The sequence below is a fragment of the Marinactinospora endophytica genome (assembly GCF_054780875.1).
The window spans coordinates 37,948-62,699 of sequence record NZ_BAAGVM010000004.1; the positions used below are offsets into that span (position 1 = coordinate 37,948).

Annotated in this window: 27 protein-coding genes; 8 read left to right on the forward strand and 19 right to left on the reverse strand. The window is 69.8% G+C overall.

The features are described 5' to 3' along the window. Window positions 1-24 precede the first annotated feature (24 nt). Window positions 25-492, forward strand: coding sequence for a methylmalonyl-CoA epimerase (gene mce, locus ACYVHU_RS09125; protein ID WP_078761431.1), 468 nt, complete (start codon window positions 25-27; stop codon window positions 490-492). 403 nt (window positions 493-895) lie between these two features. Next, on the forward strand, window positions 896-2,212 hold the full coding sequence (locus ACYVHU_RS09130) for a DivIVA domain-containing protein (RefSeq protein WP_078761432.1): 1,317 nt from the start codon (window positions 896-898) through the stop codon (window positions 2,210-2,212). 91 nt (window positions 2,213-2,303) lie between these two features. On the opposite strand, the gene ACYVHU_RS09135 is transcribed toward ACYVHU_RS09130, so the two are convergent. From ACYVHU_RS09135 to ACYVHU_RS09145, 3 genes are all read right to left on the reverse strand, one after another. After that, window positions 2,304-3,035, reverse strand: coding sequence for an alpha/beta hydrolase (locus ACYVHU_RS09135; RefSeq protein ID WP_078761433.1), 732 nt, complete (start codon window positions 3,033-3,035; stop codon window positions 2,304-2,306). A gap of 31 nt (window positions 3,036-3,066) precedes the next feature. After that, on the reverse strand, window positions 3,067-3,387 hold the full coding sequence (locus tag ACYVHU_RS09140) for an Rv1322 family protein (RefSeq protein WP_200813604.1): 321 nt from the start codon (window positions 3,385-3,387) through the stop codon (window positions 3,067-3,069). A gap of 96 nt (window positions 3,388-3,483) precedes the next feature. After that, window positions 3,484-4,674, reverse strand: a complete 1,191-nt coding sequence (locus ACYVHU_RS09145) for a 3-hydroxyacyl-CoA dehydrogenase (protein WP_432936625.1) — start codon at window positions 4,672-4,674, stop codon at window positions 3,484-3,486. A 126-nt stretch (window positions 4,675-4,800) separates the two neighbouring features. Here ACYVHU_RS09145 and ACYVHU_RS09150 point away from each other — a divergent pair, with 126 nt between their 5' ends. Then, entirely contained in the window at window positions 4,801-5,811 is a 1,011-nt protein-coding gene (locus ACYVHU_RS09150) for an LLM class flavin-dependent oxidoreductase (RefSeq protein WP_078761435.1), read from the forward strand. 52 nt (window positions 5,812-5,863) lie between these two features. On the opposite strand, the gene ACYVHU_RS09155 is transcribed toward ACYVHU_RS09150, so the two are convergent. Then, window positions 5,864-6,250, reverse strand: a complete 387-nt coding sequence (locus ACYVHU_RS09155) for an SCO5389 family protein (RefSeq protein ID WP_078761436.1) — start codon at window positions 6,248-6,250, stop codon at window positions 5,864-5,866. 288 nt (window positions 6,251-6,538) lie between these two features. Here ACYVHU_RS09155 and nucS point away from each other — a divergent pair, with 288 nt between their 5' ends. Both nucS and ACYVHU_RS09165 read left to right on the forward strand, forming a co-directional pair. Then, window positions 6,539-7,216, forward strand: a complete 678-nt coding sequence (nucS, locus tag ACYVHU_RS09160) for an endonuclease NucS (protein ID WP_078761437.1) — start codon at window positions 6,539-6,541, stop codon at window positions 7,214-7,216. Window positions 7,217-7,459: 243 nt separating this feature from the next. Then, window positions 7,460-9,001 carry a M20/M25/M40 family metallo-hydrolase gene (locus tag ACYVHU_RS09165; protein WP_394330048.1) on the forward strand — a complete coding sequence of 514 codons (1,542 nt, stop codon included), beginning with the start codon at window positions 7,460-7,462 and terminating at the stop codon, window positions 8,999-9,001. Window positions 9,002-9,092: 91 nt separating this feature from the next. On the opposite strand, the gene ACYVHU_RS09170 is transcribed toward ACYVHU_RS09165, so the two are convergent. Beyond that, the gene (locus ACYVHU_RS09170) at window positions 9,093-9,794 is read right to left on the reverse strand and encodes a FadR/GntR family transcriptional regulator (protein WP_078761438.1); all 702 of its coding nucleotides are present in this window, start codon (window positions 9,792-9,794) and stop codon (window positions 9,093-9,095) included. Between the two features lie 127 nt (window positions 9,795-9,921). On the opposite strand from ACYVHU_RS09170, the gene ACYVHU_RS09175 reads away from it, so the two are divergent. From ACYVHU_RS09175 to ACYVHU_RS09185, 3 genes are all read left to right on the forward strand, one after another. Beyond that, on the forward strand, window positions 9,922-11,256 hold the full coding sequence (locus tag ACYVHU_RS09175) for an SLC13 family permease (RefSeq protein ID WP_078761439.1): 1,335 nt from the start codon (window positions 9,922-9,924) through the stop codon (window positions 11,254-11,256). A gap of 28 nt (window positions 11,257-11,284) precedes the next feature. Further along, a complete protein-coding gene (locus tag ACYVHU_RS09180; protein WP_078761440.1) occupies window positions 11,285-12,784 on the forward strand; it encodes a carboxyl transferase domain-containing protein in 1,500 nt (499 codons plus the stop codon). Between the two features lie 75 nt (window positions 12,785-12,859). Further along, window positions 12,860-13,459 carry an ATP:cob(I)alamin adenosyltransferase gene (locus ACYVHU_RS09185; protein ID WP_498948107.1) on the forward strand — a complete coding sequence of 200 codons (600 nt, stop codon included), beginning with the start codon at window positions 12,860-12,862 and terminating at the stop codon, window positions 13,457-13,459. Window positions 13,460-13,499: 40 nt separating this feature from the next. Here the strand turns inward: ACYVHU_RS09185 and ACYVHU_RS09190 are convergent, their stop codons facing one another. From ACYVHU_RS09190 to ACYVHU_RS09255, 14 genes are all read right to left on the reverse strand, one after another. Further along, window positions 13,500-13,805 (reverse strand): MTH1187 family thiamine-binding protein, encoded by a 306-nt coding sequence (locus tag ACYVHU_RS09190; RefSeq protein ID WP_078761442.1) that lies wholly within the window; start codon window positions 13,803-13,805, stop codon window positions 13,500-13,502. A gap of 84 nt (window positions 13,806-13,889) precedes the next feature. Next, the gene (locus tag ACYVHU_RS09195; RefSeq protein WP_078761443.1) at window positions 13,890-14,369 is read right to left on the reverse strand and encodes a DUF2550 domain-containing protein; all 480 of its coding nucleotides are present in this window, start codon (window positions 14,367-14,369) and stop codon (window positions 13,890-13,892) included. A gap of 26 nt (window positions 14,370-14,395) precedes the next feature. Beyond that, on the reverse strand, window positions 14,396-14,803 hold the full coding sequence (locus tag ACYVHU_RS09200; RefSeq protein ID WP_078761444.1) for a F0F1 ATP synthase subunit epsilon: 408 nt from the start codon (window positions 14,801-14,803) through the stop codon (window positions 14,396-14,398). Window positions 14,804-14,882: 79 nt separating this feature from the next. After that, the gene (atpD, locus tag ACYVHU_RS09205; protein ID WP_078761445.1) at window positions 14,883-16,325 is read right to left on the reverse strand and encodes a F0F1 ATP synthase subunit beta; all 1,443 of its coding nucleotides are present in this window, start codon (window positions 16,323-16,325) and stop codon (window positions 14,883-14,885) included. Window positions 16,326-16,330: 5 nt separating this feature from the next. Beyond that, complete coding sequence (locus tag ACYVHU_RS09210; RefSeq protein WP_078761446.1) at window positions 16,331-17,248, reverse strand: F0F1 ATP synthase subunit gamma; 918 nt, start codon at window positions 17,246-17,248, stop codon at window positions 16,331-16,333. A 3-nt stretch (window positions 17,249-17,251) separates the two neighbouring features. Further along, window positions 17,252-18,895, reverse strand: coding sequence for a F0F1 ATP synthase subunit alpha (gene atpA / locus ACYVHU_RS09215; RefSeq protein ID WP_078761447.1), 1,644 nt, complete (start codon window positions 18,893-18,895; stop codon window positions 17,252-17,254). Window positions 18,896-18,968: 73 nt separating this feature from the next. After that, entirely contained in the window at window positions 18,969-19,778 is an 810-nt protein-coding gene (locus ACYVHU_RS09220) for a F0F1 ATP synthase subunit delta (RefSeq protein WP_078761448.1), read from the reverse strand. After that, on the reverse strand, window positions 19,778-20,323 hold the full coding sequence (locus tag ACYVHU_RS09225) for a F0F1 ATP synthase subunit B (protein ID WP_078761449.1): 546 nt from the start codon (window positions 20,321-20,323) through the stop codon (window positions 19,778-19,780). Before ACYVHU_RS09225 ends, ACYVHU_RS09220 begins: the two co-directional genes overlap by 1 nt. A 48-nt stretch (window positions 20,324-20,371) precedes the next feature. After that, window positions 20,372-20,578 (reverse strand): ATP synthase F0 subunit C, encoded by a 207-nt coding sequence (gene atpE, locus ACYVHU_RS09230; protein WP_078761450.1) that lies wholly within the window; start codon window positions 20,576-20,578, stop codon window positions 20,372-20,374. Between the two features lie 106 nt (window positions 20,579-20,684). Then, entirely contained in the window at window positions 20,685-21,533 is an 849-nt protein-coding gene (gene atpB, locus ACYVHU_RS09235) for a F0F1 ATP synthase subunit A (protein WP_078761451.1), read from the reverse strand. A 162-nt stretch (window positions 21,534-21,695) separates the two neighbouring features. Next, on the reverse strand, window positions 21,696-21,941 hold the full coding sequence (locus ACYVHU_RS09240; RefSeq protein WP_078761452.1) for an AtpZ/AtpI family protein: 246 nt from the start codon (window positions 21,939-21,941) through the stop codon (window positions 21,696-21,698). A 57-nt stretch (window positions 21,942-21,998) separates the two neighbouring features. Beyond that, window positions 21,999-22,448 (reverse strand): Cg1360 family ATP-synthase-associated protein, encoded by a 450-nt coding sequence (locus ACYVHU_RS09245; protein WP_078761454.1) that lies wholly within the window; start codon window positions 22,446-22,448, stop codon window positions 21,999-22,001. 232 nt (window positions 22,449-22,680) lie between these two features. Next, on the reverse strand, window positions 22,681-23,823 hold the full coding sequence (locus ACYVHU_RS09250) for a glycosyltransferase family 4 protein (RefSeq protein ID WP_078761455.1): 1,143 nt from the start codon (window positions 23,821-23,823) through the stop codon (window positions 22,681-22,683). A 143-nt stretch (window positions 23,824-23,966) separates the two neighbouring features. After that, a complete protein-coding gene (locus ACYVHU_RS09255; protein WP_432936643.1) occupies window positions 23,967-24,749 on the reverse strand; it encodes an L-threonylcarbamoyladenylate synthase in 783 nt (260 codons plus the stop codon). Window positions 24,750-24,752: the final 3 nt, after the last annotated feature.

Genomic DNA, 24,752 nt, shown 5'->3' on the forward strand with positions numbered 1-24,752 from the left:
CCCATCGCCGGGAGGTCGAAGACCGTGTTCACCCGCATCGACCATGTCGGAATCGCCTGCCGTGACCTCGACGCCGCCGTCGCCTTCTACCGCCGCACCTACGGCTTCGAGGTGACGCACGAGGAGGTCAACGAGGAGCAGGGCGTGCGCGAGGCGATGCTCCGGGTCAACGGCACCGACGACGGTGGCGCCACCTACCTCCAGCTGCTCGAACCGATCCGCGAGGACTCGCCGGTGGCCCGCTTCCTCGACAGGAACGGCGAGGGGGTGCACCACGTCGCGTTCGGCACCTCCGACGTCGCGGGCGCCGCCGCGGCGGTGGGCGACCGGGGGGTGCGGGTGCTCGACGAGCGACCGCGGCACGGTTCGATGGGGTCCTCGATCGTGTTCCTGCACCCGAAGGACTGCGGTGGGGTGCTCACCGAGCTGGTACAGGCCGCGGGGAGCGACGACGCGGGTGAGAGCGAGGGGACGCAGGGTACGGCGGTGTAACTCAACCGTCACTTTTTCCGTTTCCGCACGTCCGCCCCCTCTCCTGGGGGAGACGGTCATGACTTCTCCCCCAACGCCCCCTTCCGTGCGCATCAGGGCTTGATAAAGTCTGCTAGTCGCCATGTCCCGTCATGGACTGAAGCGACCTCTGTCCCTCGCCGGTTCAGATTGATACGCCTTCGGGTCGGCGACGGCCACGTCCACACCTGGGATTCACCTCCATCCCCCCAATGGAGTGAACTTCACCATGCGAATCGACCTCCCGGAGTACGCTCCCAGGCAGTGCCCCCCGGAATGAGGCGTGTTCGACCGGCCTCGCCCGGACGCCGTGACGCCCGCTCCCCGACTCGAAACGCAACATCCGTCAATGTAGCCGTCTCGTCACCGTTCAGGATTCCGCCACATGTCGTCCGATATTGACGCCCAGCTCAGCAACTTCTTCGAGGAAAGCAACCAGCCTCCCGAGTTCGACGTGGTCCTGCGCGGCTTCGATCGGGCCCAGGTCGAAACCTACATCGCGCAGCTCAAGAGCGACCTCCACCGCTCCAAGGAAGAGATCCAAAAGCACCGCAAGGAGCTGAGCGAGGCCCGGAGCCAGCTTCAGGAGCAGGAGCGTCCCACCTACTCCGGTCTGGGCGCGCGCATCGAGCAGCTTCTCCGCCTCGCCGAGGAGCAGGCCACCGAACTCGTGCAGGGCGCGCGGGCCGAGTCCAACGACATCAAGGCCGCGGCCAAGATCGAGGCCGCCGAGATGCGCGCCGCCGCGGAGAACGAGGCCACCGAGCTGCGGACGACCGCGCAGCGCGAGGCCGATGAGATGCGCACGTCGGCCGAGAGCGAGGCCGACGACATCCGCACGGCGGCCCGCCGCGAGGCCGACGAGCTGGCCTCCACCACCGAGCGCGAGGTCCAGAAGAAGCGTTCGGCCGTCGACCACGAGATCGCCGAGAAGCGCGCCACCTTCGAGGGCGAGATCGCCAAGCTGCGCACGACCACCGAGCGCGAGTGCGCTCAGGCCCGCGCCTCGGCCAAGCGCGAGCGCGACGAGACCCTGCAGGCCGCCAAGCGCCAGGCCGACGAGCTCCGCGCCCAGGCTCAGCGCCTGCTGGAGGAGAGCGAGGCCAAGCGCGCCCAGGACGAGGCCGAGTTCGAGATCCAGCTCGCCAACCGTCGCGAGGAGGCCGAGCGGCAGGACGCCGAGCGCCTCGCCGCCGCCCAGGCCGCCACCCAGAAGCTGGTGGCCGAGGCCGAGGAGCGCGCCGCCAGCGCCGAGCAGCGGGCCACCAAGGCCAGCGCGCAGGCCGAGCAGACCCGCCGCGACGCCGAGCAGCACGCCAAGCAGCTCGTCGCCAACGCCAAGAAGAACGCCGAGCAGATCAGCAGCGAGGCCAAGTCCAAGGCCGAGCACCTGGTCAGCGACGCCAAGTCCGAGGCCGACCGCATCCTGACGGCCGCCCGCCAGCAGGTCGACGAGCTCACCCGCCAGCGCGACAGCATCCAGTCGCACCTGGCCCAGCTGCGGCAGCTTCTCGGTGGCGGTGGCGGCGCCGACTTCGCGGCGATGCCCGCCGCCCCGGCCGCCCCGCCGGTCGCCGCGGCGCCGGTCGAGGAGCCCGTCGCGATCGAGGCCAAGGCCGACTCCCAGCAGGCCAACGGGCACAAGCAGACCGTGCCCGGCAAGCCCAAGGGCTCCGACGACGAGGACTGGTGGCAGGAGTAGCGCCTCCGGCGCCACGCCGAATCCACGAGCGGGGGCGGGCCCGGTTCCCTCGAACCGGGCCCGCCCCCGCCGCGTCACCGGGGCCGTGGAGTCACAGCACGTCCTTGGTGTACTCGCCGTCCCACTCGGTGGGCAGCGGGTACGCCTTCGGCGCGACCCTGCGGACCACCTCGTCGAGCACGGTCCGCACGTAGGGCTCGCCGACCCACAGGTGCTTGGCTCCGGGGACCCCGACGACCTCGGCCTGCGGGATGCGGGCGAAGCGCGCCCGCGCCTCCTCCGGGCGCAGGTAGTCATCGAACTCCGGCACGAGCGCGACCACCGGTTTGCCCGACTGTGCCCAGACGTCCATGTCGGCGTCGCCCGCGCGGTGCAGCGGCGGTGACAGCAGGATGGCGCCCTCCACCTCGGGGTCGCAGCCCCACTTGAGCGCGAGCTCGGTGCCGAAGGACCATCCCAGCAGCCAGGGGCGGGGCAGCCCCTCGAACTCGACGTACTCGATCGCGGCGGCGACGTCGTGCCGCTCGGTCTCGCCCTCGCCGAACGTCCCCTCGCTGGTGCCGTGCCGCGACGTCGTGCCGCGCGTGTTGAACCGCAGTACCGCGATGTCGGCCAGGGCCGGCAGCCGGAAGGACGCCTTGCGCAGGACGTGGCTGTCCATCATGCCTTCGGCGGTGGGCAGCGGGTGCAGGCACACCAGCGTCGCCACGGGGTCGGACTCGGGGGGCAGGGCCAGTTCCCCGATGAGTCGCAGCCCGTCGGCGGTGTGCAGGGTGATGGGGCTGCGGCGGGCCGGCAGGATCGTGCTCGCGCGGATCTCCATGGGTCCTTCCGGGGGCGAGGTCCGCGGCGGATCAGCGCCGCGGATAGCGAACGGTGCGGTGGGTGCGCCGGTCCCAGCAGGAGGAGTGCCAGTGTCGGCGGTCCTCCCCGTTGCCGTAGGGCCGCCAGGCGACGACGTGCGCCATACCGGGCGGGATCTCCTGGTGGCATCCCGGGCAGCGGTAGACCTTGAGGGCCGCGGCGCCGCTGATCCGCCGTAGCGCCCATTCGCCGTCGGGACCGGTCTCCCGGCGTTCACCACCGGTGATGCGCAGGATGAGGGATTCCGAGGCCTCGGGACTGTGCTGAGGGCGGCCTTCCCTACGGCGGGGGACATTGCGACGCGGGCTCACGTTTCCAGGGTAGGAGAACCGGGCGACCAGGCCGAACCGGTGCCCCGAGGAGGAGCCGGGCCGCGCGGGCCCGGACGGGCCCGCGCGGCGGGAGGCTCAGCGCAGCGTCTGACGCCCCTGCGCGACCAGGGCGGCCAGCAGCGACGACGCGGGGACCGCCCCCGGCGCGAGCTCGGGGTGGACCTTCGCCAGCGTCTCGGCCACGGAGGCGACCCCACGCTCGTCGAGCATCTCGATCGGCCCCGTGGGGTAGCCGCACCCGAACCGCATGGCGGTGTCGACGTCGTCGGCCGTGGCGTACCCCGAGCCGACCATGCGCAGCGCGTCATCGATGTGCGGGGCCAGCAGCAGGTCGGCCAGTTCCGGGGTGCCGGGGGGCGTGGGGAGCTTGACGCTGCCCCCGACCGGCTGGACCGCGGTCTCGCGCGCGTCGGAGTGGACGTAGAAACCGCGTCCGGTCTTGCGGCCGAGCAGACCGGCCGCGACCATGCGGCGCAACAGCGGGGCCGCGGCGTAACGCGGGGTGCGGAACTCCTCCCACAGCACGTCCATCACGGCCAGGCAGACGTCGAGGCCGACGAGGTCCAGCAGGGCCAGCGGCCCCATCGGCAGTTTCGCGGCCTCGACGATCGCCGCGTCGATCTCCTCCCTGGAGGCGACGCCACGTTCGTAGAGCAGGACCGCGTGGTTGAGGTAGGGCACGAGCAGGGCGTTGGCGACGAACCCCGCCCGGTCGCCGACCGCGACCGGGGTCTTGCCCAAGCGCTTGGCCATCTCGGTGGCGACCTCGGCGACCCCCGGCTCGGTGACGACCGTGGTGACCACCTCGATCAGACGCATCACCGGTGCCGGGTTGAAGAAGTGCAGGCCGACGACCTTGCCCGGCCGGTTGGTCAGCGCGGCGATCTCGGTGACCGCCAGCGAGGAGGTGTTCGTCGCCAGGATCGCGCCCGGCGGGCAGATCCGATCCAGATCGACGAAGACGTCCCGTTTGATGTTGATCCGCTCTGGAACCGCCTCGATCGCGAAGTCCGCGTTTGCAAGGTCCTCCCGTGACGTGGAGAAGGTGACGCGCTCCAGGATGCCCGCGCGCTCCTCCTCGGACAGCTTGCCCTTGTCCACGGCCTTGGCCAGCGACCGCTCCAGATGCGCGCGACCACGCTTCAGTGCGGTGTCGTCGACCTCGACCCCGGTGACCGCGAAACCCGCTCGGGCGACCACCTCGACGATGCCGGCGCCCATGGTCCCAAGCCCGACTACTCCCACCTTGTGGATCTCCTGCACCATGGGGCCAACCCTAGAGGGTGCCCGTCGCGCCATCCGTGCTCGGGGCCTTGGGACGCGCCGCGCGCCCCCTCGGCCGATCCGGCCGTCGCGGGGACAGCGCGCCCTTCGGGACGCCACCATGGCGCAATGCGCATCGGAGTCCTCCTCCTGGCCGCCGGTTTCCCGGGGCAGGACCACCATTCGATATTGGAAAGAACCGTCGCGACGGCCGTCGCGGCTGAAGCTGCCGGATTCGACACGGTCTGGTACGCGGAGCACCATTTCATGTCCTACGGCGTGTGCCCCTCGGCGATCACGCTGGCCGGTTTCACGCTCGGACGGACCCGGCGCATCGGGGTCGGCACCGCGGTGAGCGTGCTGAGCACCTGGCATCCGGTGGCCCTCGCCGAACAGGCCAACCTGCTCGACGTGGTGTCCGACGGCCGTTTCCGCCTCGGCGTGGGCCGGGGCGGGCCGTGGGTGGACCTGGAGGTGTTCGGCACCGGGCTGGAGCGCTACGAACGCGGTTTCCCCGAGGCCCTGGAGGTGCTGACCCGGGCCATGGCCGGTGGGCGGACCCGCGCGGACGGCGCGACCTTCGGGTTCCGCGAGGTCGAGATCGTGCCCGCGCCACGCACCCGCCCGCACCTGCCGGTCGTCGCCTCGACGTCGCGGACGAGCCTGGAACTCGCGGCGCGCCTGGGCCTGCCGGTCCTGCTCGGCCTGCACCAGGGGTACCGGGAACAGGGATCGATGGCCGCCACGCACGCGCGGCTGGCGCGCGCGGCGGGACACGCCCCTCCGGGTCCCGTCGTGACCGGTCTCGCCCATGTCGACGACTCCCGTGACGCGGCCCGCGCGACGTTGCTGGAGACATTGCCGAAATGGCTGGAACCCGGGTTGGCCGACTATGTCCCCGTGGACGGACGGCCGCGCGCCCGACGCGACGCGCACGCCTACGCCCGTTTCCTGTGCGACACCCACGCGGTGGGCTCGCCCGGGGAGTGCGCCGAGCGGCTGGTGGAACAGGCCCGCGCGACCCGTGCCGCCGAGCTGATCCTCATGGTGGAGGGGGCCGGTGAGCCCAGGGCCGTGCTGGACAACGTGGCCCGGCTGGGGGCCGAGGTGCTGCCGTTGGTGCGCAAGGCCCTGGGCTGACCGGCGCTGGTGGGATCCCGGCCGCGTGTGGCGATGCCGCGGCCGGGGGCACTCAGCAGTCGACGAGTTCCGGCGACTGGTTGAGCAGTTGTGAGCGAGGCGTCACGAACTCCTGGTAGGCGGCGTCGGCCTCCGGCTTGAACAGGGCGACCTTGTGGCAGTTCTGGAAGGCGAGCCGCATCCCGAAGTGGCGTTCCACCGCGCCGCGCATGGCGTCGCTGGCCAGCAGGCGCAGCAGCTGGCCGCGCTCCGTCTCGCCGGGCGGCGGAACCTCGTTGGCCTCGTAGTCGGTGTCGGTGGCGCGCACGCGCTCGGCGAGTCCGCTGACCACCCCCCAGGCGTACGGCAGGGATTCCTGGATGCAGGCGATGAAGTCGGTGTCGTCGACCGGACCCCGCTGGGCCTTCTCCAGCAGTTCCGGTGAAACCGTCAGCGACATGAGAGTCCCTTCCCACAGTGACAGGTCGCCGCGGGGGAAGAAGCAGGGCGATCGCCACCCTTGTACCCCCACGTGCCTGTTGTGACGTTAGATCCCGTTGCGCACCGCGTCACGGGACGGGAGGGTCAGAGATGACTACCCTCCACGCCATATGAAAATAGTTTTCATTTTCGTTTCTGTCGCGGAAACCGGGAAATCCACCGCTTCCTCGAACCTCACACGGCCGCGTCACGCCTCCCACGCGAATCCGGCCGACACGGTCCACCGATACCGGTAGCGTGACCTTCCGTGCGTCTTGTCATTGCCCGTTGCAGCGTCGACTACGTGGGCCGGTTGACCGCCCACCTCCCCATGGCCCCTCGGCTCATCCTCATGAAGGCCGACGGATCGGTCTCCATCCACGCCGACGACCGCGCCTTCAAACCGTTGAACTGGATGAACCCCCCGTGCACGGTGCGCGAGTCGGCGAACGAGGACGGCACCGCGATCTGGACGGTCACCCACGGCAAGTCCGGGGAGAAACTGGTGCTGACGATCGAGGAGATCCAGCACGACAGCTCCCACGAGCTGGGCGTGGACCCGGGCCTGCAGAAGGACGGCGTCGAGGCACACCTCCAGGAGCTCCTGGCCGAGCACATCACCACCCTCGGCGAGGGCTACACGCTGATCCGCCGCGAGTTCCCCACCGCGATCGGCCCGGTGGACATCCTGTGCCGTGACGCCGACGGCGCGACCGTCGCCGTGGAGATCAAACGGCGCGGCGAGATCGACGGGGTCGAACAGCTCACCCGCTACCTGGAACTCCTCAACCGCGACCCCACTCTCAAGCCCGTGCGCGGGGTCTTCGCCGCCCAGGAGATCAGACCGCAGGCCCGTGTCCTGGCCACCGACCGCGGGATCTCGTGCGTCACCCTCGACTACGACGCCCTGCGCGGCATCGAACCGGACACCCCCCGCCTGTTCTGACCCCGCACCACGCCCCAACCGACACCGGACGGCGCCTCCACGGACTCCACGGGGAATCCCGGCGAAAATCCTCAATCAGACCACACTTCACGTCACCGGGGTAAGAGTCTGGCTGATTGCGGCAATCGCCGGGGCGACTCCTTGATCAGTGCCATCGCCGGGTGACAAGCTGCACCCGACCTCGCACCGTTCGCGCCCACCGCATCACCCCCGGTGAGTGGGTGCCCCCTCAGGAGGACGATCGTGCGCACCCCAACAGGCCGATCCCCGCGTCCCGTCTCCCGGGCGAGGCGGCGGGCCGCCACCGGCGTCGCCGTCATCGCGGCGTTCGCCCTGGGCATGGCCCCCGCGGCCCACAGCGCCCACGCCGCCGGTGGGGAACTCCCCCACCTGGTCAAGACGGGCGCCATCCGGGCCCACATGGAGAACCTTCAGACCATCGCCGACTACAACGGCGGCAACCGGGCCCACGGGACCCCGGGCTACGACGTGGCCGCCAAGTACGTCATGGACCAGCTCAAGCGGGCCGGGTACAAACCGGTGAAGAACACCTACGAGTTCGACCGCTGGGTCGAGAACTCGCCCTCGGTCCTGGCCCAGACGGCGCCCGAGGCCCGGGAGTTCGTCAATGACGAGGACTTCCGCACCATGTCCTACTCCGGGGCCGGCGACGTGACCGCGCCGGCCGTCCCGGTGGCCGCGGACAGCTCCGCGAGCGGCTGCTCCGCCGACGACTTCGCCGGGTTCCCGGCCGGCGCCATCGCCGTCGTCAAGCGCGGCACCTGCGCCTTCTCGGAGAAGACCGCCAACGCCGCCGCCGCGGGCGCGGTGGGGGTCGTGGTCTTCAACCACGGCGCGACCTCCGACCCGGCCGACACCGGACCGATCAACGGCACGGTGAGCACGCTCTCGGAGATCCCGGTGGTCGGTACCACGCCCGAGGTGGGTGCCGCGCTGGTGGCCGCCGGCGAGGGCCTGGAGGTGCACCTGAAGGTCGACTCCGAGGTGCGCACCGAGTCCTCCTACAACATCATCGCCGAGACCAAGGGCGGGGCCAAGGACAACGTGGTCGTCGTCGGCGCCCACCTCGACAGCGTTCCCGAGGGCGCGGGCATCAACGACAACGCCAGCGGTGTCGCCGCCATCCTGGAGGTCGCCAAGCAGCTCCCCAAGCTCGGCACGCCCGAGAACAAGGTGCGCTTCGCCTTCTGGGGGACCGAGGAGGAGGGCCTGATCGGCTCGACCGAGTACGTCGAGGGGCTCAGCCAGGCCGAGCGGGACAAGATCGCGCTCTACCTGAACTTCGACATGATCGGTTCGCCGAACTTCGGCCGCTTCGTCTACGACGGTCGCGGTGAGCTGGAGGGGTCGACGACGCCGCCGTCGGGGTCGGGCGCCATCCAGAAGATGTTCGAGGACTACTTCAGCGGTCGCGGCCTGGTGAGTGAGCCGACCGAGTTCAGCGGGCGTTCGGACTACCAGGCGTTCATGCTGGCGGGCATCCCCTCGGGTGGCCTGTTCAGCGGGGGCGACTCGATCAAGACCGAGGAGCAGGTCGAGTACTACGGCGGTACCGCGGGCGAGTTCTTCGACGCGAACTACCACACCCCCGCCGACGACATCACCAACATCAACTGGGACAGCGTCGACCAGTTCTCCGACGCCATCGCCCACTCGGTGGAGACCTACTCCGAGAGCACGCTGCCGGTCAACGGCGTGCTGCGGACGATGCGGGCCCAGGAGGCCCCCACGTTCGACCGGTCGGCCGACCTCTGGCTGCGCTGACCTGACATCATCACGGCCGGTGCCCGCGGAGATCTCTCTTCGCGGGCACCGGCCGTTCGTCTGTCCGTCGCCGGCGTGCCGTCCGTCCCGCTCAGCTCTCCAGCCGTTCGACGTCGGAGACGAGCAGGAGGTGGGCCCGCATCGCGTCGGCGGCCCGGCGCGGGTCGCCGGCCCTGATCGCGTCGGCGATGCGTTCGTGACCGGCCAGGGAGGCGGTCGGCCGCTCGGGCTGGGAGAGCGATTCGAGCCGGGTCTCGGCGATCATCGGGGAGATCTCGGCCATCATCCTGGCCAGCAGCCGGGAGCGCGCGGCGTGCGTGACGGCCGCATGGAAGCGCTCGTCCCCCTCGACGCCGCGTCCACCACGGCGGACCTCGGCGCGCATGTGCTCCAGCGCGGCGTCGATGTCGGCGAGGTCGGCCTCGGTGCGGCGCTGCGCGGCGAGCTCGGCGAGTTTGACCTCCAGCGCCTGACGGGCCTCGATGATCTCGGCCCGCCGGTTGTCACGGTCGCGCAGGAGCGCGAGCACCTGTTCCTCGGCCACGGTGCGCCGCACGATGGCGCCGTCACCGTGCCGCACGTCGATGACGCCCTGTACCTCCAGGGCGACCAGCGCCTGGCTGAGGGAGGCGCGGCTGACGCCGAGCGTCGCCGACAGTTCGCGTTCGGCCGGCAGCCGGTCGCCCGGCCCGAGCCGCGCCTCGCGGATGTACTCGCACAGACGCTCGACCAGTTGCTCGTAGAGACGGGGGCGGGCCGGGGGGCGTGGCCGGGGCAGGCGCTTGTCGGGCATGGGCTCCTTCAGACGGGTGCTGTGTTGACAAAACGGACTGATGGAGTATTGGCTAGGCCACTGAGCCTTTTGAGGTAGATCACACACATCAGGCTCTTTCGTGTCATCTCGTCCTGATCGGTCCACTATGTCGCCAGAGATCATCACCATCATCGCGTTGGCGGCCATGTTCGTGGTCGCTACCGTATTGCCGGTCAATATGGGAGCGCTAGCGTTCGTCGCGGCCTTCCTCGTCGGCACCCTCGCGCTGGGCATGGACACCGACTCCATCATCGGTGCCTTCCCCGGCGACCTCTTCCTGATCCTGGTGGGCGTCACCTACCTGTTCGCCATCGCCCAGAACAACGGGACCGTCGACCTGCTGGTCCGCAGCGCCGTGCGGCTGGTCGGCGGGCGGATCGCGGCCATCCCGTGGGTCATGTTCGCCATCACCGCGTTGCTCACCGCCGTGGGCGCGCTCAGCCCGGCCGCGGTCGCGATCATCGCCCCCATCGCGCTCGGTTTCGCCGCCCGCTACGGGATCAACCCCCTCCTCATGGGCATGATGGTGGTCCACGGCGCGCAGGGCGGCGGATTCTCCCCCATCAGCATCTACGGCGCCACGGTCAACGGCATCGTCGCGGGCACCGACCTGCCCGCCGGCCCCCTCACCCTGTTCCTGTCGAGCCTGCTGTTCAACATCGGCATCTCCGTCCTGCTCTTCTTCTCCCTCGGCGGCCGCTCCCTGATCGGCCGGCACGCGCGCGACCACGACGAGGTCCACGTGGGCGAGCACTCCGACGACGCCGAACGCCTCGCCGTGCGCGGCCACGGTTCCTCCGCCTACAAGGCCGAGGAGCCCGGTTCCGGCGAGACCCCCCGCGGGCTGCGCTTCGACCAGATCGCCACGCTGATCGGGCTGCTCCTGCTCGGTGTGCTCTCCCTCGGCTTCGACCTGGACATCGGTTTCGTCGCGATCACCGTCGCCGTGGTCCTGGCGGTGCTCTCCCCCAAGGCGCAAAAGGGCGCGATCAACAAGATCAGCTGGTCCACCGTTCTGCTGCTGGGCGGCATGCTCACCTTCGTCGGCGTCATGGAGGAGGCCGGGACCATCGAGTACGTCGGCGACTCCGTCGCCGGTCTGGGCGCCCCCATGCTCGTGGCCCTGCTGCTGTGCTACATCGGCGCGATCGTCTCGGCGTTCGCCTCCTCCACCGCCATCCTCGGCGTGACGATCCCCCTCGCCGTCCCGTTCCTGCTGGCCGGGGACGTCAGCGCCGTCGGCATGATCGCGGCCCTGTCCGTCGCCTCGACGATCGTCGACGTCAGCCCCTTCTCCACCAACGGCGCCCTGGTCCTCGCCAACGCCAAGGGCGTGGACCCCGACCGGTTCTACCGTCAGATCCTCGCCTACAGCGGGGTGGTCGTGCTGATCGGACCGCTCGTCGCCTGGGCCGTGCTGGCCGCGCCCGGCTGGCTGTGACCCGGTACCGAAGGAAAGGACCGCACCCATGAGCCGCAAGTACAGCGTCCGCGAACTCCTGGACCGTACCTTGGACCCGGGGACGTTCGTGTCCTGGGACAGCGCCCCGATCGACGTGGACCCCGACCCCGCCTACGCCGCCGAACTCGCCGCGGCCCGCGAGCGCAGCGGCTGCGACGAGGCCGTGGTCACCGGCGAGGGACGGATGCGCGGTCGCCGGGTCGCCGTCATCGCCTGCGAGTTCTCCTTCCTGGCGGGATCCATCGGGGTGGCCGCGGCCGAAAGGCTGGTCAGCGCCATCGAACGGGCCACCGCCGAGCGGCTGCCCCTGCTGGGCGCGCCCGCCTCCGGCGGCACCCGCATGCAGGAGGGGACCCTCGCCTTCCTGGCGATGGTGAAGATCTCCGCGGCAATCGCGGCCCACAAGGCCGCGGGCCTGCCCTACCTCGTCTACCTGCGTCATCCCACGACCGGTGGCGTGCTGGCCTCGTGGGGCTCCCAGGGCCACGTCACGGTCGCCGAGCCGGGCGCGCTCATCGGATTCCTCGGCCCCCGCGTCTACGAGGCGCTGTACGACAAGCCCTTCCCCGAGGGGGTGCAGGTCGCCGAGAACCTCTACCGGCGCGGGCTGGTGGACGCGGTCTTGGAGCCCGAGGAGGTCCCGGCGATCGCCGAACGCACCTTCAACGTGCTGCTCGCCCGCTCCGAGGGCCTGCCCCCGGCTCCCCCCGCCCCCGAGGACGAGCCCATCCCCGACGTGCCGGCCTGGGAGTCGATCACCCGGTCACGCCGGCCCGATCGGCCCGGCGTCCGCAAGCTCCTGCGCTACGGCGCGACCGACGTCGTGCCCCTGAACGGCACCGGCGACGGCGAGCTCGACCCCGGGCTGCTGCTCGCCCTGGCCCGTTTCGGCGGGGCGCCCTGCGTGCTGCTCGGCCAGGACCGCCTCCGCCAAAGCGTCGAGCGTCCGCTGGGGCCGGCCGCGCTGCGCGAGGCGCGGCGGGGCATGCGCATCGCCCGGGAACTGCGGTTGCCACTGGTCACGGTGATCGACACGCCCGGCGCGGCGCTGTCCAAGGAGGCCGAGGAGCGCGGCATGGCCGGGCAGATCGCCCGTTGTCTCGCCGAACTGGTCACCCTGGACGCGCCCACCGTGTCGGTCCTCCTCGGGCAGGGCACCGGCGGCGGCGCGCTCGCCCTGGTCCCCGCCGACCGGGTGGTGTGCGCCCAGCACGCCTGGCTGTCGCCGCTGCCCCCCGAAGGCGCCAGCGCCATCGTGCACCGCACCGTGGAACGCGCTCCCGAACTCGCCGAACGCCAGGGGGTGCGGTCGGTGGAACTCCACGCCAACGGCATCGTGGACCGGATCGTCGCCGAGCACGACGACGCCGCCGACGAGCCCGAGGAGTTCTGCCGCAGGATGGCCGCGGTGCTGCGGCACGAGCTGACCGGGCTGCTGCACCGCGACGCGGCCGACCGCATGGCCGCGCGCCACGCCCGCTACCGGCGGCTCGGCCTGCCCAGCTGATCCCGCCGGGAATGCGCGGGAGCCCTCGGCTCGGGCGGACGCCGGGCCGAGGGCTCCCGGCCGTAGGGTGACCCCATGACGAAACGGGATCCCGACAAGCCGGTCGTACTCTCCAAGATCTACACCCGCACCGGTGATGACGGCGGTACCGCCCTGGGCGACATGAGCCGTACCTCCAAGACCGACCCCCGGTTGGCCGCCTACGCCGACGCCGAGGAGGCCAACGCGGCCATCGGCATGGCCCTCGCGCTCGGTGAGGTGCCCGACGACGTGCGCGCCGTCCTCGGCCGGGTCCAAAACGAGCTGTTCGACGTCGGCGCCGACCTGGCCCGGCCCCTGGCCTCCGATCCGGGCGCCGAATTCCCTCCCCTGCGCATCGACGAGGATTACATCACCCGCCTGGAGGAGGACTGCGACACCTACAACGCCGACCTGCCGACGCTGCGCAGCTTCATCCTGCCCGGTGGTTCGCCCGCAACGGCCCTGATGCACAACGCGCGGGTGGTCACCCGCCGGGCCGAACGCAGCGCCTGGGCGGCGATCCAGGCGCACGGCGACGACGTCAACCCGCTGACGGCGCGCTACCTCAACCGCCTGTCGGACCTGCTGTTCATCCTGTGCCGGGTGGTCAGCGGCGGGGATGACGTGCTCTGGCTGCCGGGCGGCCGGCGCTGAGGTTCGCGCCCGGCCCCGCAGGCGGGGCCGGGCGCGGAGGTCAGGAGCCGTCGGCCTCGCGCAGTTCGGCCTCGACGGCCTCGACCTTGCTGGTCAATCCATCGGTGACGCCTTCGCGGATGTCGGCCTTCAACACCAGGCTGACCCTTCCGGCCCCCTCGCCCGCGGCCTCGACCGCGCGTTTGACGACGTCCATCACCTCGTCCCACTCACCCTCGATGCTGGTGAACATCGCGTCGGTGCGGTTGGGCAGGCCGCTGTCGCGGACGACGCGGACGGCTCGGGCAACAGCGGGGGCCACGGACTCGCCGACCCCCATGGGCGTGACGGAAAATGCGACGATCATGTTCCCAGGCTACGTCCGCGCCCGCGGCCCGGTCGATCTCCGCCGAGAACCCGGTGGACGCCGCGGAACGGGGCCGAAGGCGGCTCAGGACTGCCAGATGGTGCCGGGGGGCATGGACTCCAGCCAGGACAGAAAACCGGTCAACGCGCCCTCGCCCATGGCGAGCTCGTACACGGGCTCCTTCGGATCCGAACCGTCGGGCTCGGCCCAGCCCACCTCGATGACGACGAGATCCCCGGTCAGCTCGGCCAGGTCCTCGGGTGTCGGTGAACGCCGCCCCATGACGACGAGGCCGCGGCGCGGCAGCTCTGCTGCCGGCCGCGGCCACAAGGAGAAGATGCGATACCAACTCAGCTCGTCGCTGCCGTAGCGTCCGCATCCGATGCGCCAGGCTCGGTGGGGTCCCACCGCGCGACGTAGGTAGCACTCGACCGCGCCCCCGCGTTCCAGCAGGAAGCGGCGCGCGACAACCGCGACGAGCGCCAGCAGGGACACAACGAGCAGCGCGAGAAACAGCCGTTCGACGATCAGGAACAGCGCTTCGCTGGACAGCGGCTCCCCCACTCTGCTCCGCCCTACTCAGGGCCGTTCTACGCGGCCTCTCCGGCAGCCCGCAGCCGGCTGCGTGCCCGGTTCATCCGGTTGATCGCTTCCTCGTCCTCGGGCTTGACCCCACCGGCGACGGTCTCGTCCAGTGCGGCGCGAGCCCGCTGGACGTCGACGTCCTCGGCCAGCTCGGCGACCTCGGCCAGGATCGAGACCCGGTTGTCGGTGGAGACGGAGATGAACCCGCCGTGCACCGCGGCCCGGACCTCGCCGCTCTCACGCGCGCCCAGGATCCGCACGAGCGCGCCCGGCGCGAGGAGGGCGAGCACCGGGACGTGCCCCGGCTGGATGCCGATCTCGCCCTCGACCGTCTTGGCGATCACCATGTCGCCCTCGCCCGCCCACAGCTCACGCTCGGGCGAGACGAGCTCGACGAAAAGCTTCTTCGACACTGCCACAAACTCCTCCGGTAGAGGGCCCGATCCGGAGGAACCGGTGCCGGTCTTTCACCGGCACCGGTTCCCACCGGAATCAGCCCTGCAGCGTCTTGGCCTTCTCGACGGCCATCTCGATGTTGCCGACGTCGAGGAACGCCTGCTCGGGAAGGTGGTCGTACTCGCCGTCGCACAGCGCCTTGAAGGAGGCGATGGTCTCCTCCAGCGGCACGAACACACCCGGGTTGCCGGTGAACTTCTCGGCGACGAACATGTTCTGCGACAGGAAGCGCTCCAGGCGCCGCGCCCGGTTGACGATGATCTTGTCCTCTTCGGACAGCTCGTCGATACCGAGAATGGCGATCTGGTCCTGCAGGTCGTTGTTGCGCTGCAGGATCTCCTTCACCCGCTGGGCGACGTCGTAGTGCTCCTGGCCCACGTACTGCGGGTCGAGGATGCGCGAGGTCGAGGCCAGCGGGTCCACCGCCGGGTAGATACCCTTCTGCGAGATCGGGCGGGAGAGCTCGGTCGTCGCGTCGAGGTGGGCGAACGTGGTCGCCGGGGCCGGGTCGGTGTAGTCGTCCGCGGGCACGTAGATCGCCTGCATCGAGGTGATCGAGTGGCCACGGGTCGAGGTGATGCGCTCCTGGAGCAGACCCATCTCGTCGGCCAGGTTCGGCTGGTAGCCCACCGCGGAGGGCATACGGCCCAGCAGCGTGGAGACCTCGGAACCGGCCTGGGTGAACCGGAAGATGTTGTCGATGAACAGCAGCACGTCCTGCTTCTGGACGTCGCGGAAGTACTCCGCCATCGTCAGAGCGGACAGGGCGACCCGCAGACGGGTGCCCGGGGGCTCGTCCATCTGGCCGAAGACGAGAGCGGTGTCCGGGAGGACCTCCATCTCGCCCATCTCCAGGAAGAGGTCGGTGCCCTCACGGGTACGCTCACCGACACCCGCGAAGACCGACACGCCACCGAAGTTGCGGGCGATACGGGTGATCATCTCCTGGATGAGCACCGTCTTGCCCACACCCGCGCCACCGAACAGGCCGATCTTGCCACCGCGCACGTACGGGGTGAGCAGGTCGATGACCTTGATGCCGGTGACCATCATCTCGGTCTTCGACTCAAGCTGGTCGAAGGCCGGGGCCGGACGGTGGATCGGCCAACGCTCGGTGACCTTCAGGTCCGAGGTGGGGACGTCCAGGGACTCGCCCAGCGTGTTGAACACGTGGCCCTTGACGACGTCGCCGACCGGGACGCTGATCGGCTCGCCGGTGTCGACGACCTCGGCGCCGCGGACCAGACCGTCCTGCGCCTGGAGGCTGATGGTACGCGCCAGGTTGTCACCGAGGTGCTGGGCGACCTCCAGCGTCACCGTCCGAGTCTCACCACCGAAGGTGACCTCGGTCTTGAGCGCGTTGTAGATCGCCGGCAGGGAGCCGGCGGGGAACTCCACGTCGACGACCGGGCCGGTGACCCGGGCGATGCGGCCCGTGGCGTTACCGGTCGCGGCCGTCCCTTCAACAGTCGCAGTCACTTCTCTTACTCACTCCCCGCGCTGGCAGCAGCGAGCGCGTCGGCGCCGCCGACGATCTCGCTGATCTCGTTGGTGATTTCCGCCTGGCGGGCCTGGTTGGCCTGGCGGGTCAAGGTCTTCGCAAGCTCTTCGGCGTTGTCCGTGGCCGCCTTCATCGCGGCACGGCGCGACGCCTGCTGGGAGGCCGCGGACTCCAGGAGCGCGAAGTAGATCCGGTTCGTCACGTACTGGGGAAGCAGCCGGTCCAGCGCCTCCTCCGGCGAGGGCTCGAACTCGTACAGCGGCAGGGGACCGCCCTGCTGCCGCTCGAGCTCCTCGGCGTCGACCTCTTCGATCTCCAGGGGCAGCACCCGGTGGGAGGCCGCCCGCTGTGTCAGCATCGAGACGAACTCGGTGGAGACGATGTGGATCTCGTCCACACCGCCCTCGGCGGTGTCCTGGATGAACCTGTCCATCAGGATGCCGCCGATCTCCTGGGCGTCGGCGTAGGCGGGGCGTTCGGTGATGTTCTCCCACGCCTGCGCCAGCGGCCGTTCCCGGAACTTGTAGAACGCGACGCCCTTGCGGCCCACCATGTAGGTGACGACTTCCTTCCCCTGCTCCTTGAGGAGCTGGGCGAGGGAGTCGGCCTCCTTGATGGCGTTGGCGGTGTAGGCGCCCGCGAGCCCCTTGTCCGAGGTCACGACGAGGATCGCGGCCCGGGTCGGGTTCTCGGCCGCCGTGAGCAGCGGGTGATCGCTCACCCGCCCGGCGACCGCCGAGACGGCCCGGGTGATCTCGCGCGCGTAGGGGCCCGCGGCCTCGACCGCCCGCTGCGCCTTGGTGATGCGCGTCGCGGCGATGAGCTCCATCGCGCGGGTGATCTTCGCCATCGACTTCGTCGAGCGGATCCTCCGGCGATAGACGCGAAGCTGTGCTCCCATGGGCTACTTCCCGCCGGTCTTGGCTACCTTGATGGTCTCCTGGCCGACCTTGTCCGCCTCCAGGGCCTCGGCCTCGTCCTCGCTGCCGAGGATGCTGCCGGAGCTGGTCTGGAACGTCCGCTTGAACTCCACGACGGCCTCTTCGAGCGCCTGCGCGGTCTCGTCCTCGAACTTGCCGCTCTCGCGGATGCTGTCGAGGAGCTTGGAGTGCTCACGGCTGAGGAAGTCCAGGAAGCCCTCCTCGAAGCGGCGCACGTCCTCCACCGGAACGTCGTCGAGCTTGCCGGTGGTGCCGGCCCAGATCGAGACGACCTCCTTCTCCATCGGGAAGGGGGAGTACTGGCCCTGCTTGAGCAGCTCGTAGAGCCGCGCACCGCGGTCCAGCTGCGCCTTGGAGACGGCGTCCAGGTCGGAACCGAACGCGGCGAACGCCTCCAGCTCGCGGTACTGGGCCAGGCCCAGACGCAGCGAACCGGTGACCTTCTTCATCGCCTTGGTCTGCGCGGCGCCACCGACACGCGACACCGACACACCGACGTTGATCGCCGGACGCTGACCCTGGTTGAACAGGTCGGCCTCGAGGAAGACCTGGCCGTCGGTGATGGAGATGACGTTGGTCGGGATGTAGGCCGAGACGTCACCCGCCTTGGTCTCGATGATCGGCAGACCCGTCATCGAACCGGCGCCCATCTCGTCGGAGAGCTTGGCGCAGCGCTCCAGGAGGCGGGAGTGCAGGTAGAAGACGTCACCGGGGTAGGCCTCGCGGCCCGGCGGGCGGCGCAGCAGCAGCGACACCGCGCGGTAGGCCTCGGCCTGCTTGGTCAGGTCGTCGAAGACGATCAGGACGTGCTTGCCCTCGTACATCCAGTGCTGGCCGATGGCCGAACCGGCGTAGGGGGCGATGTACTTGTAACCCGCGGGGTCGGACGCCGGGGCGGCGACGATGGTGGTGTACTCCATCGCGCCGGCCTCCTCAAGGGCGCCGCGCACGCTGGCGATCGTGGAGCCCTTCTGGCCGACCGCGACGTAGATGCAGCGCACCTGCTTGGTCGGGTCGCCGGACTCCCAGTTGGCCTTCTGGTTGATGATCGTGTCGATGCAGACCGCGGTCTTGCCGGTCTGCCGGTCACCGATGATCAGCTGGCGCTGGCCACGGCCGATCGGCGTCATCGAGTCGATCGCCTTGATACCGGTCTGCAGCGGCTCGCCGACCGGCTGACGCTGCATGACGTTGGGGGCCTGCAGCTCCAGCTCGCGACGGCCGGACGCGATGATCTCGCCCTGACCGTCGATCGGGCGGCCGAGGGGGTCGACCACACGGCCGAGGTAGGCGTCGCCCACGGGAACGGAGAGCACCTGGCCGGTGCGGCGCACCGTCTGGCCCTCTTCGATGCTGGTGAAGTCACCCAGGACGACGACACCGATCTCGCCGATCTCCAGGTTGAGGGCCAGGCCCAGCGTGCCGTCCTCGAATTCCAGCAGCTCGTTCGCCATCGCCGAGGGAAGGCCACCGACGCGGGCGATCCCGTCACCGGAGTAGGTGACGGTTCCGATCTCCTCGCGTGCGGCGGCGTCAGGCTCGTACGACTGGACGAAACGCTGCAGCGCGTCCCGGATTTCCTCCGGTCGGATCGTCAGCTCCGCCATCTCACGTATGTCCTTGCTCTCGTTGGCGCCGCGTCCCCGGCGCCGTGCGTCTTGCGGTTGCGGATCGTCTCGTTCAGCCGGCCAGGCGCCGTCGCACCTCGGCGAGTCGCCCGGCGACCGTGCCGTCGATGACCTCGTCGCCCACGCGGATGGAGAGCCCACCCACGATCTGCGGGTCGATGTCGATGTTCAGGTGGATCGCCCGCCCGTACAGACGGGTGAGCACGTCCTGAAGCCGGTCCTGCTGAGCCTGGCTCAGCGGGACGGCCGTGCGCACCACGGCCACATAGCGCTTGGCACGCTCGGCCACCAACTGCCCGAAGTGGTCGATCGCCTGCTCCAGGGTACGTCCCCGGGGACGGATCACGGCCTGGGTGACCAGGGTGATCGTCGCCGGGGCCGCCTTGCCCGACAGCAGGTCGGCGACCAGCGTCCGCTTGTGCTCGTCGGCGACACCCTCGCGGGTGAGCGCGGAGCGCAGCTCCGGCTGCGCCTCCACGATCCGGCCGAACCGGAAGAGCTCGTCTTCCAGTTCACCGAGGCGCTGTGTCCCCTCGGCCCCGGCCGCCGTGGCGAACACGGCGGCCCGCTCCGTCGCCTCGACCATGTCGCGGGCCTTCGACCACCTGGCCTGGACGATGTCACTGACCACGATGACCGTGGTCGGCGACACCTTGTTCTCCAGCAGCCGGCCGATCAGCCCGGACTTGCTCTCAGAAGCGTTGGCCGGGTCGGCCAGCCACCGCCGCAGGGAGTGCTCCCGCTCAAGGAGCGACACGACCTCGAAGAGCTCGCGTCCCAGCGCGGCGGGGTCGGACGACGACAGCACGGCCTCGAGGCGCCGCGTCACCTCTTCCAGCGAGACTCGGCTGGCCCCCCGCATCAGCGCACCTCAGCCTGCTGCTGAGCGGTGGCGCCCTGCTCCAGCTCGTCCAGGAACCGGTCGATGACCCGGCTCTGGGCGGCGCTGTCGCTGAGGGTCTCGCCCACGATACGGGTGGCGAGGTCCGTGGACAGCGCGCCGATCTCGGTGCGGAGCTGCTGGAGCGCCTGCTGGCGGTCGGCCTCGATCTGAGCGTGCGCCGCCTCGATGATGCGACGCGCCTCGACCTGGGCCTCCTCCTTCGCCTCCGCGATGATGGCGGCACGCTGCTCACCGGCCTTCTGCAGCTCGGCTGCGTAGGACCGATGTGCCTCTTCCAGCTTTTCCTTGTACTGCTGCCGCAGTTCCTCGGCTTCAGCCTCGGCGTTCTTCGCCCGCTCGATACCGCCTTCGATAGAGTCGGCGCGCTCGTCGAGCATCTTCGTGATCCGCGGAACGGCGTACTTGTACACCAGACCGAAGATCAGAGCGAAGGCGATGAGGCCGAAGACGAGTTCGTCGATGTGGATCCGCAGAACGTTCTCTTCGGCGGCCAGGCCCAACATGGTCAGCGCCCCTTCACGTTCGGTTGCCTACTTCCTTCGCCGGTACGCCTACTGGATGGCGAACGCGAGAACGAAGCCGAGCAGGGCAAGGGCCTCGATCAGGGCGAAACCGATGTAGATGTTGGTCTGGAGGGGGCCACGGGCCTCGGGCTGGCGGGCGATGGCCTGCATGCCCATACCGAACACGATGCCCACACCGATGCCGGCACCGATGACGCTGATGCCGTAACCGATGACGTTCAGGCTGCCTTCCATTGTTTCTCCTTGAGAATCGTGGCCCGGGGGCCATCTGGGTCGTGCGCGACCCGGTCGGGCGCGCTGGGCGGTGGAAGTCGAAGAATCTCCGCAGAGACCTACCGGATCAGTGGGCCTCTTGCGCCTGGCCGATGTACAGCGCCGCGAGGAGCGTGAACACGAAGGCCTGAAGGAACATGATCACCAGCTCGAAGGCGGTGAACACGATGAAGGCCAGCAGCGAGGCACCGGAGAACAGCACCGAGATGGTGCCGAACAGCGGGCCCGCGGCAGGGTTGAACATGTACCAGCCGGCGGCCGCGAAGGTCGCCAGCAGCAGGTGGCCGGCGAACATGGTCGCGAACACACGGATGGCGTGGGTGGCCGGCCGGATCAGGAAGTTGGAGATGATCTCGATCGGCACGAGGATGGGCAGAATCCACCACGGTGCGCCCGAGGGGACCACGGCGCCCTTGAAGTACTTGGCGACCCCGCCCTGCGCCCGGATGCCCACCACGATGAAGGTGATGTAGACGATCGCGGCCAGACCCGCCGGGTAGGACAGGTTGCTCGTGACCGGAAGCTGCAGGAAGGGGATGAGCCCCATGACGTTCATCGCGAACACGAACAGGAAGAGCGACAGCAGCAGGGGCATGTACTTGTCGCCCTTGACCCCCATCATCGGCCGCGAGATCTGGTCGCGGACGAAGAGGAAGGTCAGTTCACCGATGCCCTGGGAGCGGCCGGGAACCACCGACTGCCTGCGGGCCGTCCACCACAGGAACAGCGCCACCAAGGCCGTGGCCACCAGGAGGAGGACCACGTACTTGTTGAAGCCGCCGGTGTAGGGGAGGTTGTAGTCGGCCCACGGGGACGGGAAAAAGATCCCGACGGAGGGGGCCTCGAACCCGGGGCCTCCCGGTGTGAACAGACCACCACCGCCCTCGGCAGCGAGGTTGAGCGTGTCAGCACTCACGGCGAACCCTTCCGTCGTGAATCAAGAGGATCTGGTCAGTTCTGAGCGGACCGGAAGCGACGGTCTGCGGAGATGTCTGCGGCGCGGCCGCGGAGTCGGTCGCCCCCTCGCCCGCACCGGTGAACCCCGGCCAGGCGCCGAGGCGGCTGAAGAGGGCCGGTCCTAGGACCGCGGGTGCAGTCGAAGGAAGACCATGTACAGGCCCAGGCCCATTCCGAGAAGGAGTCCGATGGGCAGGAAGAGCGCCTGGTGGTCCGTTAATCGGTCCAGCAGCCAGCCCGCACCGCCCCACACGATCATGCCCGACATGAGCAGGGAGACCACGTGCATGCCGTCGACCTTGGGCTCGTCGACGTTCTCGGGGGTCTGGTCGTGGCGCTTCCCCGGAGTCTCGCGCGGCCCGCTCATCTCGCTCCGATCGGCACGAGGGGGGCGCGGACCATCGCACATCGCGCGTCACGCGCATCACGTGGTCTCATGCCCGGACTCCGCACCAGGGGAAACCGCGCTCGGGACGGGATCGACGTGCAGGCTCTTGGAGGTGGCGATGACACGCACGTGCCCGGCCAGCCAGGCGATCACGCCGAGCAGCGCGCCGGCCGCGAAGGCCGTGGTGTCCATCCAGGTCACCGAGTCGCTGCCGCGCAGCAGCACCAGCGCGACGGCCAGGACGACCGCCTTGACGAGGAAGCCGCCCAACGTGGCCGGCATGAAAAGGTCAGGGTTGCGCTTGGTGATCTTGGCCACCACGAAACCACTGACCCCGAAGAAGGCGAGGACCAAGAGGAGTGCCACCACGGCGCCGATGGCGCCGGGCACGCCCGAGATCGCCGAGAACACGGCGGTACAGCCGGCTCCGACGATCAGAGTGGGAATCGCGGCGCCGCGGAGAACCTTGGCGTCGTGTTCCTGCATGCGTGAACTCCGGTGGGGTCAAAAATGGGGTTGCCTGCTCGTGAAAGCTATCACAAGGTTTTCCGATGCCAGCACGGGGTATCCCGTAACGTCGTTTCACGGGAGGCCCCGGGGCGCGGCGCCCGACACGATGACCCCTGGCCAGCGCGTCCAAGGACTCCATGCCCTTGACATCTCACCCTCTCTTTTTACCCGTGCGTAGCACCTGTTCTGTACGAGTTTCCGGGCATGCTCATGAATTGTGATGTTCCGTGACCTCTGCATCCCCCTGCAAACGGGATTTTCGGCGCTGGAGCCGGGGCAACGTGATCAGTCCCACGGCGCAGATGGCCACCAGGGTGGTCACCGCAAGGACCATGGACGGCTGGTCGAAGACCGACAGGGACACCGACGCGAAGGCGATGATGGCCGCCCACAGGTACATCAGCAGGACCGCCCGGGCGTGGGAGTGTCCCAGCTCAAGAAGCCGGTGATGCAGGTGCTTCTTGTCCGGGGCGAACGGCGACTTGCCGGCCAGGGTGCGGCGGACCACCGCCAGCACCAGGTCGGCCAGCGGCAGCGCCAGCACCAGCAACGGGAGCAGGATCGGCAGGAAGACCACCAGGCCGCCGGCGTTGAACTCGCGGGAGGCGTTGACGTCGAACTGGCCGGTCACCGTGATGGTGATGGAGGCCAGGAGCAGGCCGATGAGCATCGACCCGGTGTCGCCCATGAAGACCCGCGCCGGATTGAAGTTGTGCATCAGGAAACCGATGCACACCCCCGCCAGGATGATCGCGATCATCGCGGGATAGGACTGGCGGTCGAACCCCTTGTCGACCGCGACGACGTAGTAGTAGGCGAAGAAGGCGAACGCCGAGATGGCCACGATCCCGGCCGCCAGCCCGTCCAGGCCGTCGGCGAAGTTCACCGCGTTGATGGTGACCACGATCAGCAGCACCGACATGACCGCGCCCAGTTCCGGGCCGAGGATGAGGGTCGTGCCCGGCAACGGCAGCCACAGCAGCTGCACCCCCTGCCAGACCAGGATCCCCGCCGCCGCGATCTGACCGGCCAGCTTGCTGATGGGGTCCATCCCCCAGCGGTCGTCGATCACCCCGATGACGGTGATCAGCCCCCCCGCCATGAGCAGCCCACGCCAGGTGGGCCCGAGGAAGACCTCCTGGAGGTGCGGGAGCTGCGCCGAGATCAGCAGCGCCGCGGCGAACCCGCCGTACATCGCGATACCGCCCAGCCGTGGGATCGGTTCGGTGTGCACGTCGCGGTCGCGCACCGGGGGGACCGCCCCGAAGGTGATCGCGGCACGCCGGACGAAGGGGGTCAGCAGATAGGTGACCGCCACGGCGATGATGAACGTCAGCGCGTACTCACGCACGGCTTTTCCGAGAGCCTTCCATGCGCCCGGCACGCCGAATCGACGGCGTGACACGGGGTGGGTCTGAGGATGCCCCCGACGCTAGCACTACTCGGGGGCGCTTGCCCCGGCTTCTCCCGCATCGGGCGGGCGGCCGGATCTGTTCACTCCGCCTTGGGTTCGTGTCCTCCGGCTCCTCGGCCTTCGGTTCCCCGCGGGTCGGATTCCGTCGCCTTCTCCGCGGAGGCGGCCTCAGCGGCGCCCGGGTCGTGAACCTCGGGGTCGGGCTTGGCCGCGGGCGCGGTGGTGCCGATGACCGTACCGCAGACCGCGCGCAGGCGCTCGATCGGGATCGCGCCGTCGCGCAGGACCCGGGGCACCGCGTAGGTGAGGTCCACGATCGTGGAGGGGACGTCGTCCGCGCAGGGGCCGCCGTCGAGGTAGACCGCGACGCTGTCGCCGAGCTGGGCCCGGGCGTCGGCCGCGGTCGTCGCGGCCGGCCGGCCGGAGATGTTCGCGCTGCTGACCGCCATCGGGCCGACCTCCTTCAGCAGCTCCAGCGCCACCGGGTGCATCGGCATGCGCACCGCGACCGTCCCCTTGGTGTCACCGAGGTCCCACGACAGGCTCGGTGTCGCGGCGCAGACGATCGTCAGCGGTCCCGGCCAGAACTCCTCGATGAGGTCCTGGCCGTGGCTGCCCAGATCGTCGATGAGGGCGTGGGCGGCCCGCACCGATCCGACCAGCACGGGCGGGGGCATGTCCCTGCCCCGTCCCTTCGCCTGGAGCAGGCGCGCGACGGCGGTGGGGCTGAACGCGTCGGCGCCGATGCCGTAGACCGTGTCCGTCGGTAGCACCACCAGCTCGCCCCTGCGCACGCTGGAGGCCGCGTCGGAGATCCCGCTCGCGCGTTCCTCGTCGCCGGAGCAGTCGTAACTGCGGCTCATGAC

What these genes read in the sequence shown, in the direction of transcription:
- ACYVHU_RS09220 (WP_078761448.1), bottom strand. Translation starts at nt 19,778, where the DNA reads ATGCGGGGGGCCAGCCGAGTCTCGCTGGAAGAGGTGACGCGGCGCCTC.
- ACYVHU_RS09170 (WP_078761438.1), bottom strand. Translation starts at nt 9,794, where the DNA reads ATGCCCGACAAGCGCCTGCCCCGGCCACGCCCCCCGGCCCGCCCCCGT.
- ACYVHU_RS09150 (WP_078761435.1), top strand. Translation starts at nt 4,801, where the DNA reads ATGCGCATCGGAGTCCTCCTCCTGGCCGCCGGTTTCCCGGGGCAGGAC.
- ACYVHU_RS09180 (WP_078761440.1), top strand. Translation starts at nt 11,285, where the DNA reads ATGAGCCGCAAGTACAGCGTCCGCGAACTCCTGGACCGTACCTTGGAC.
- ACYVHU_RS09135 (WP_078761433.1), bottom strand. Translation starts at nt 3,035, where the DNA reads ATGGAGATCCGCGCGAGCACGATCCTGCCGGCCCGCCGCAGCCCCATC.
- atpE (WP_078761450.1), bottom strand. Translation starts at nt 20,578, where the DNA reads ATGGAAGGCAGCCTGAACGTCATCGGTTACGGCATCAGCGTCATCGGT.
- ACYVHU_RS09245 (WP_078761454.1), bottom strand. Translation starts at nt 22,448, where the DNA reads ATGCAGGAACACGACGCCAAGGTTCTCCGCGGCGCCGCGATTCCCACT.
- ACYVHU_RS09130 (WP_078761432.1), top strand. Translation starts at nt 896, where the DNA reads ATGTCGTCCGATATTGACGCCCAGCTCAGCAACTTCTTCGAGGAAAGC.
- atpA (WP_078761447.1), bottom strand. Translation starts at nt 18,895, where the DNA reads ATGGCGGAGCTGACGATCCGACCGGAGGAAATCCGGGACGCGCTGCAG.
- ACYVHU_RS09155 (WP_078761436.1), bottom strand. Translation starts at nt 6,250, where the DNA reads ATGTCGCTGACGGTTTCACCGGAACTGCTGGAGAAGGCCCAGCGGGGT.
- ACYVHU_RS09175 (WP_078761439.1), top strand. Translation starts at nt 9,922, where the DNA reads ATGTCGCCAGAGATCATCACCATCATCGCGTTGGCGGCCATGTTCGTG.
- ACYVHU_RS09190 (WP_078761442.1), bottom strand. Translation starts at nt 13,805, where the DNA reads ATGATCGTCGCATTTTCCGTCACGCCCATGGGGGTCGGCGAGTCCGTG.
- ACYVHU_RS09225 (WP_078761449.1), bottom strand. Translation starts at nt 20,323, where the DNA reads ATGTTGGGCCTGGCCGCCGAAGAGAACGTTCTGCGGATCCACATCGAC.
- ACYVHU_RS09145 (WP_432936625.1), bottom strand. Translation starts at nt 4,674, where the DNA reads ATGGTGCAGGAGATCCACAAGGTGGGAGTAGTCGGGCTTGGGACCATG.
- ACYVHU_RS09255 (WP_432936643.1), bottom strand. Translation starts at nt 24,749, where the DNA reads ATGAGCCGCAGTTACGACTGCTCCGGCGACGAGGAACGCGCGAGCGGG.
- ACYVHU_RS09210 (WP_078761446.1), bottom strand. Translation starts at nt 17,248, where the DNA reads ATGGGAGCACAGCTTCGCGTCTATCGCCGGAGGATCCGCTCGACGAAG.
- ACYVHU_RS09185 (WP_498948107.1), top strand. Translation starts at nt 12,860, where the DNA reads ATGACGAAACGGGATCCCGACAAGCCGGTCGTACTCTCCAAGATCTAC.
- ACYVHU_RS09240 (WP_078761452.1), bottom strand. Translation starts at nt 21,941, where the DNA reads ATGAGCGGGCCGCGCGAGACTCCGGGGAAGCGCCACGACCAGACCCCC.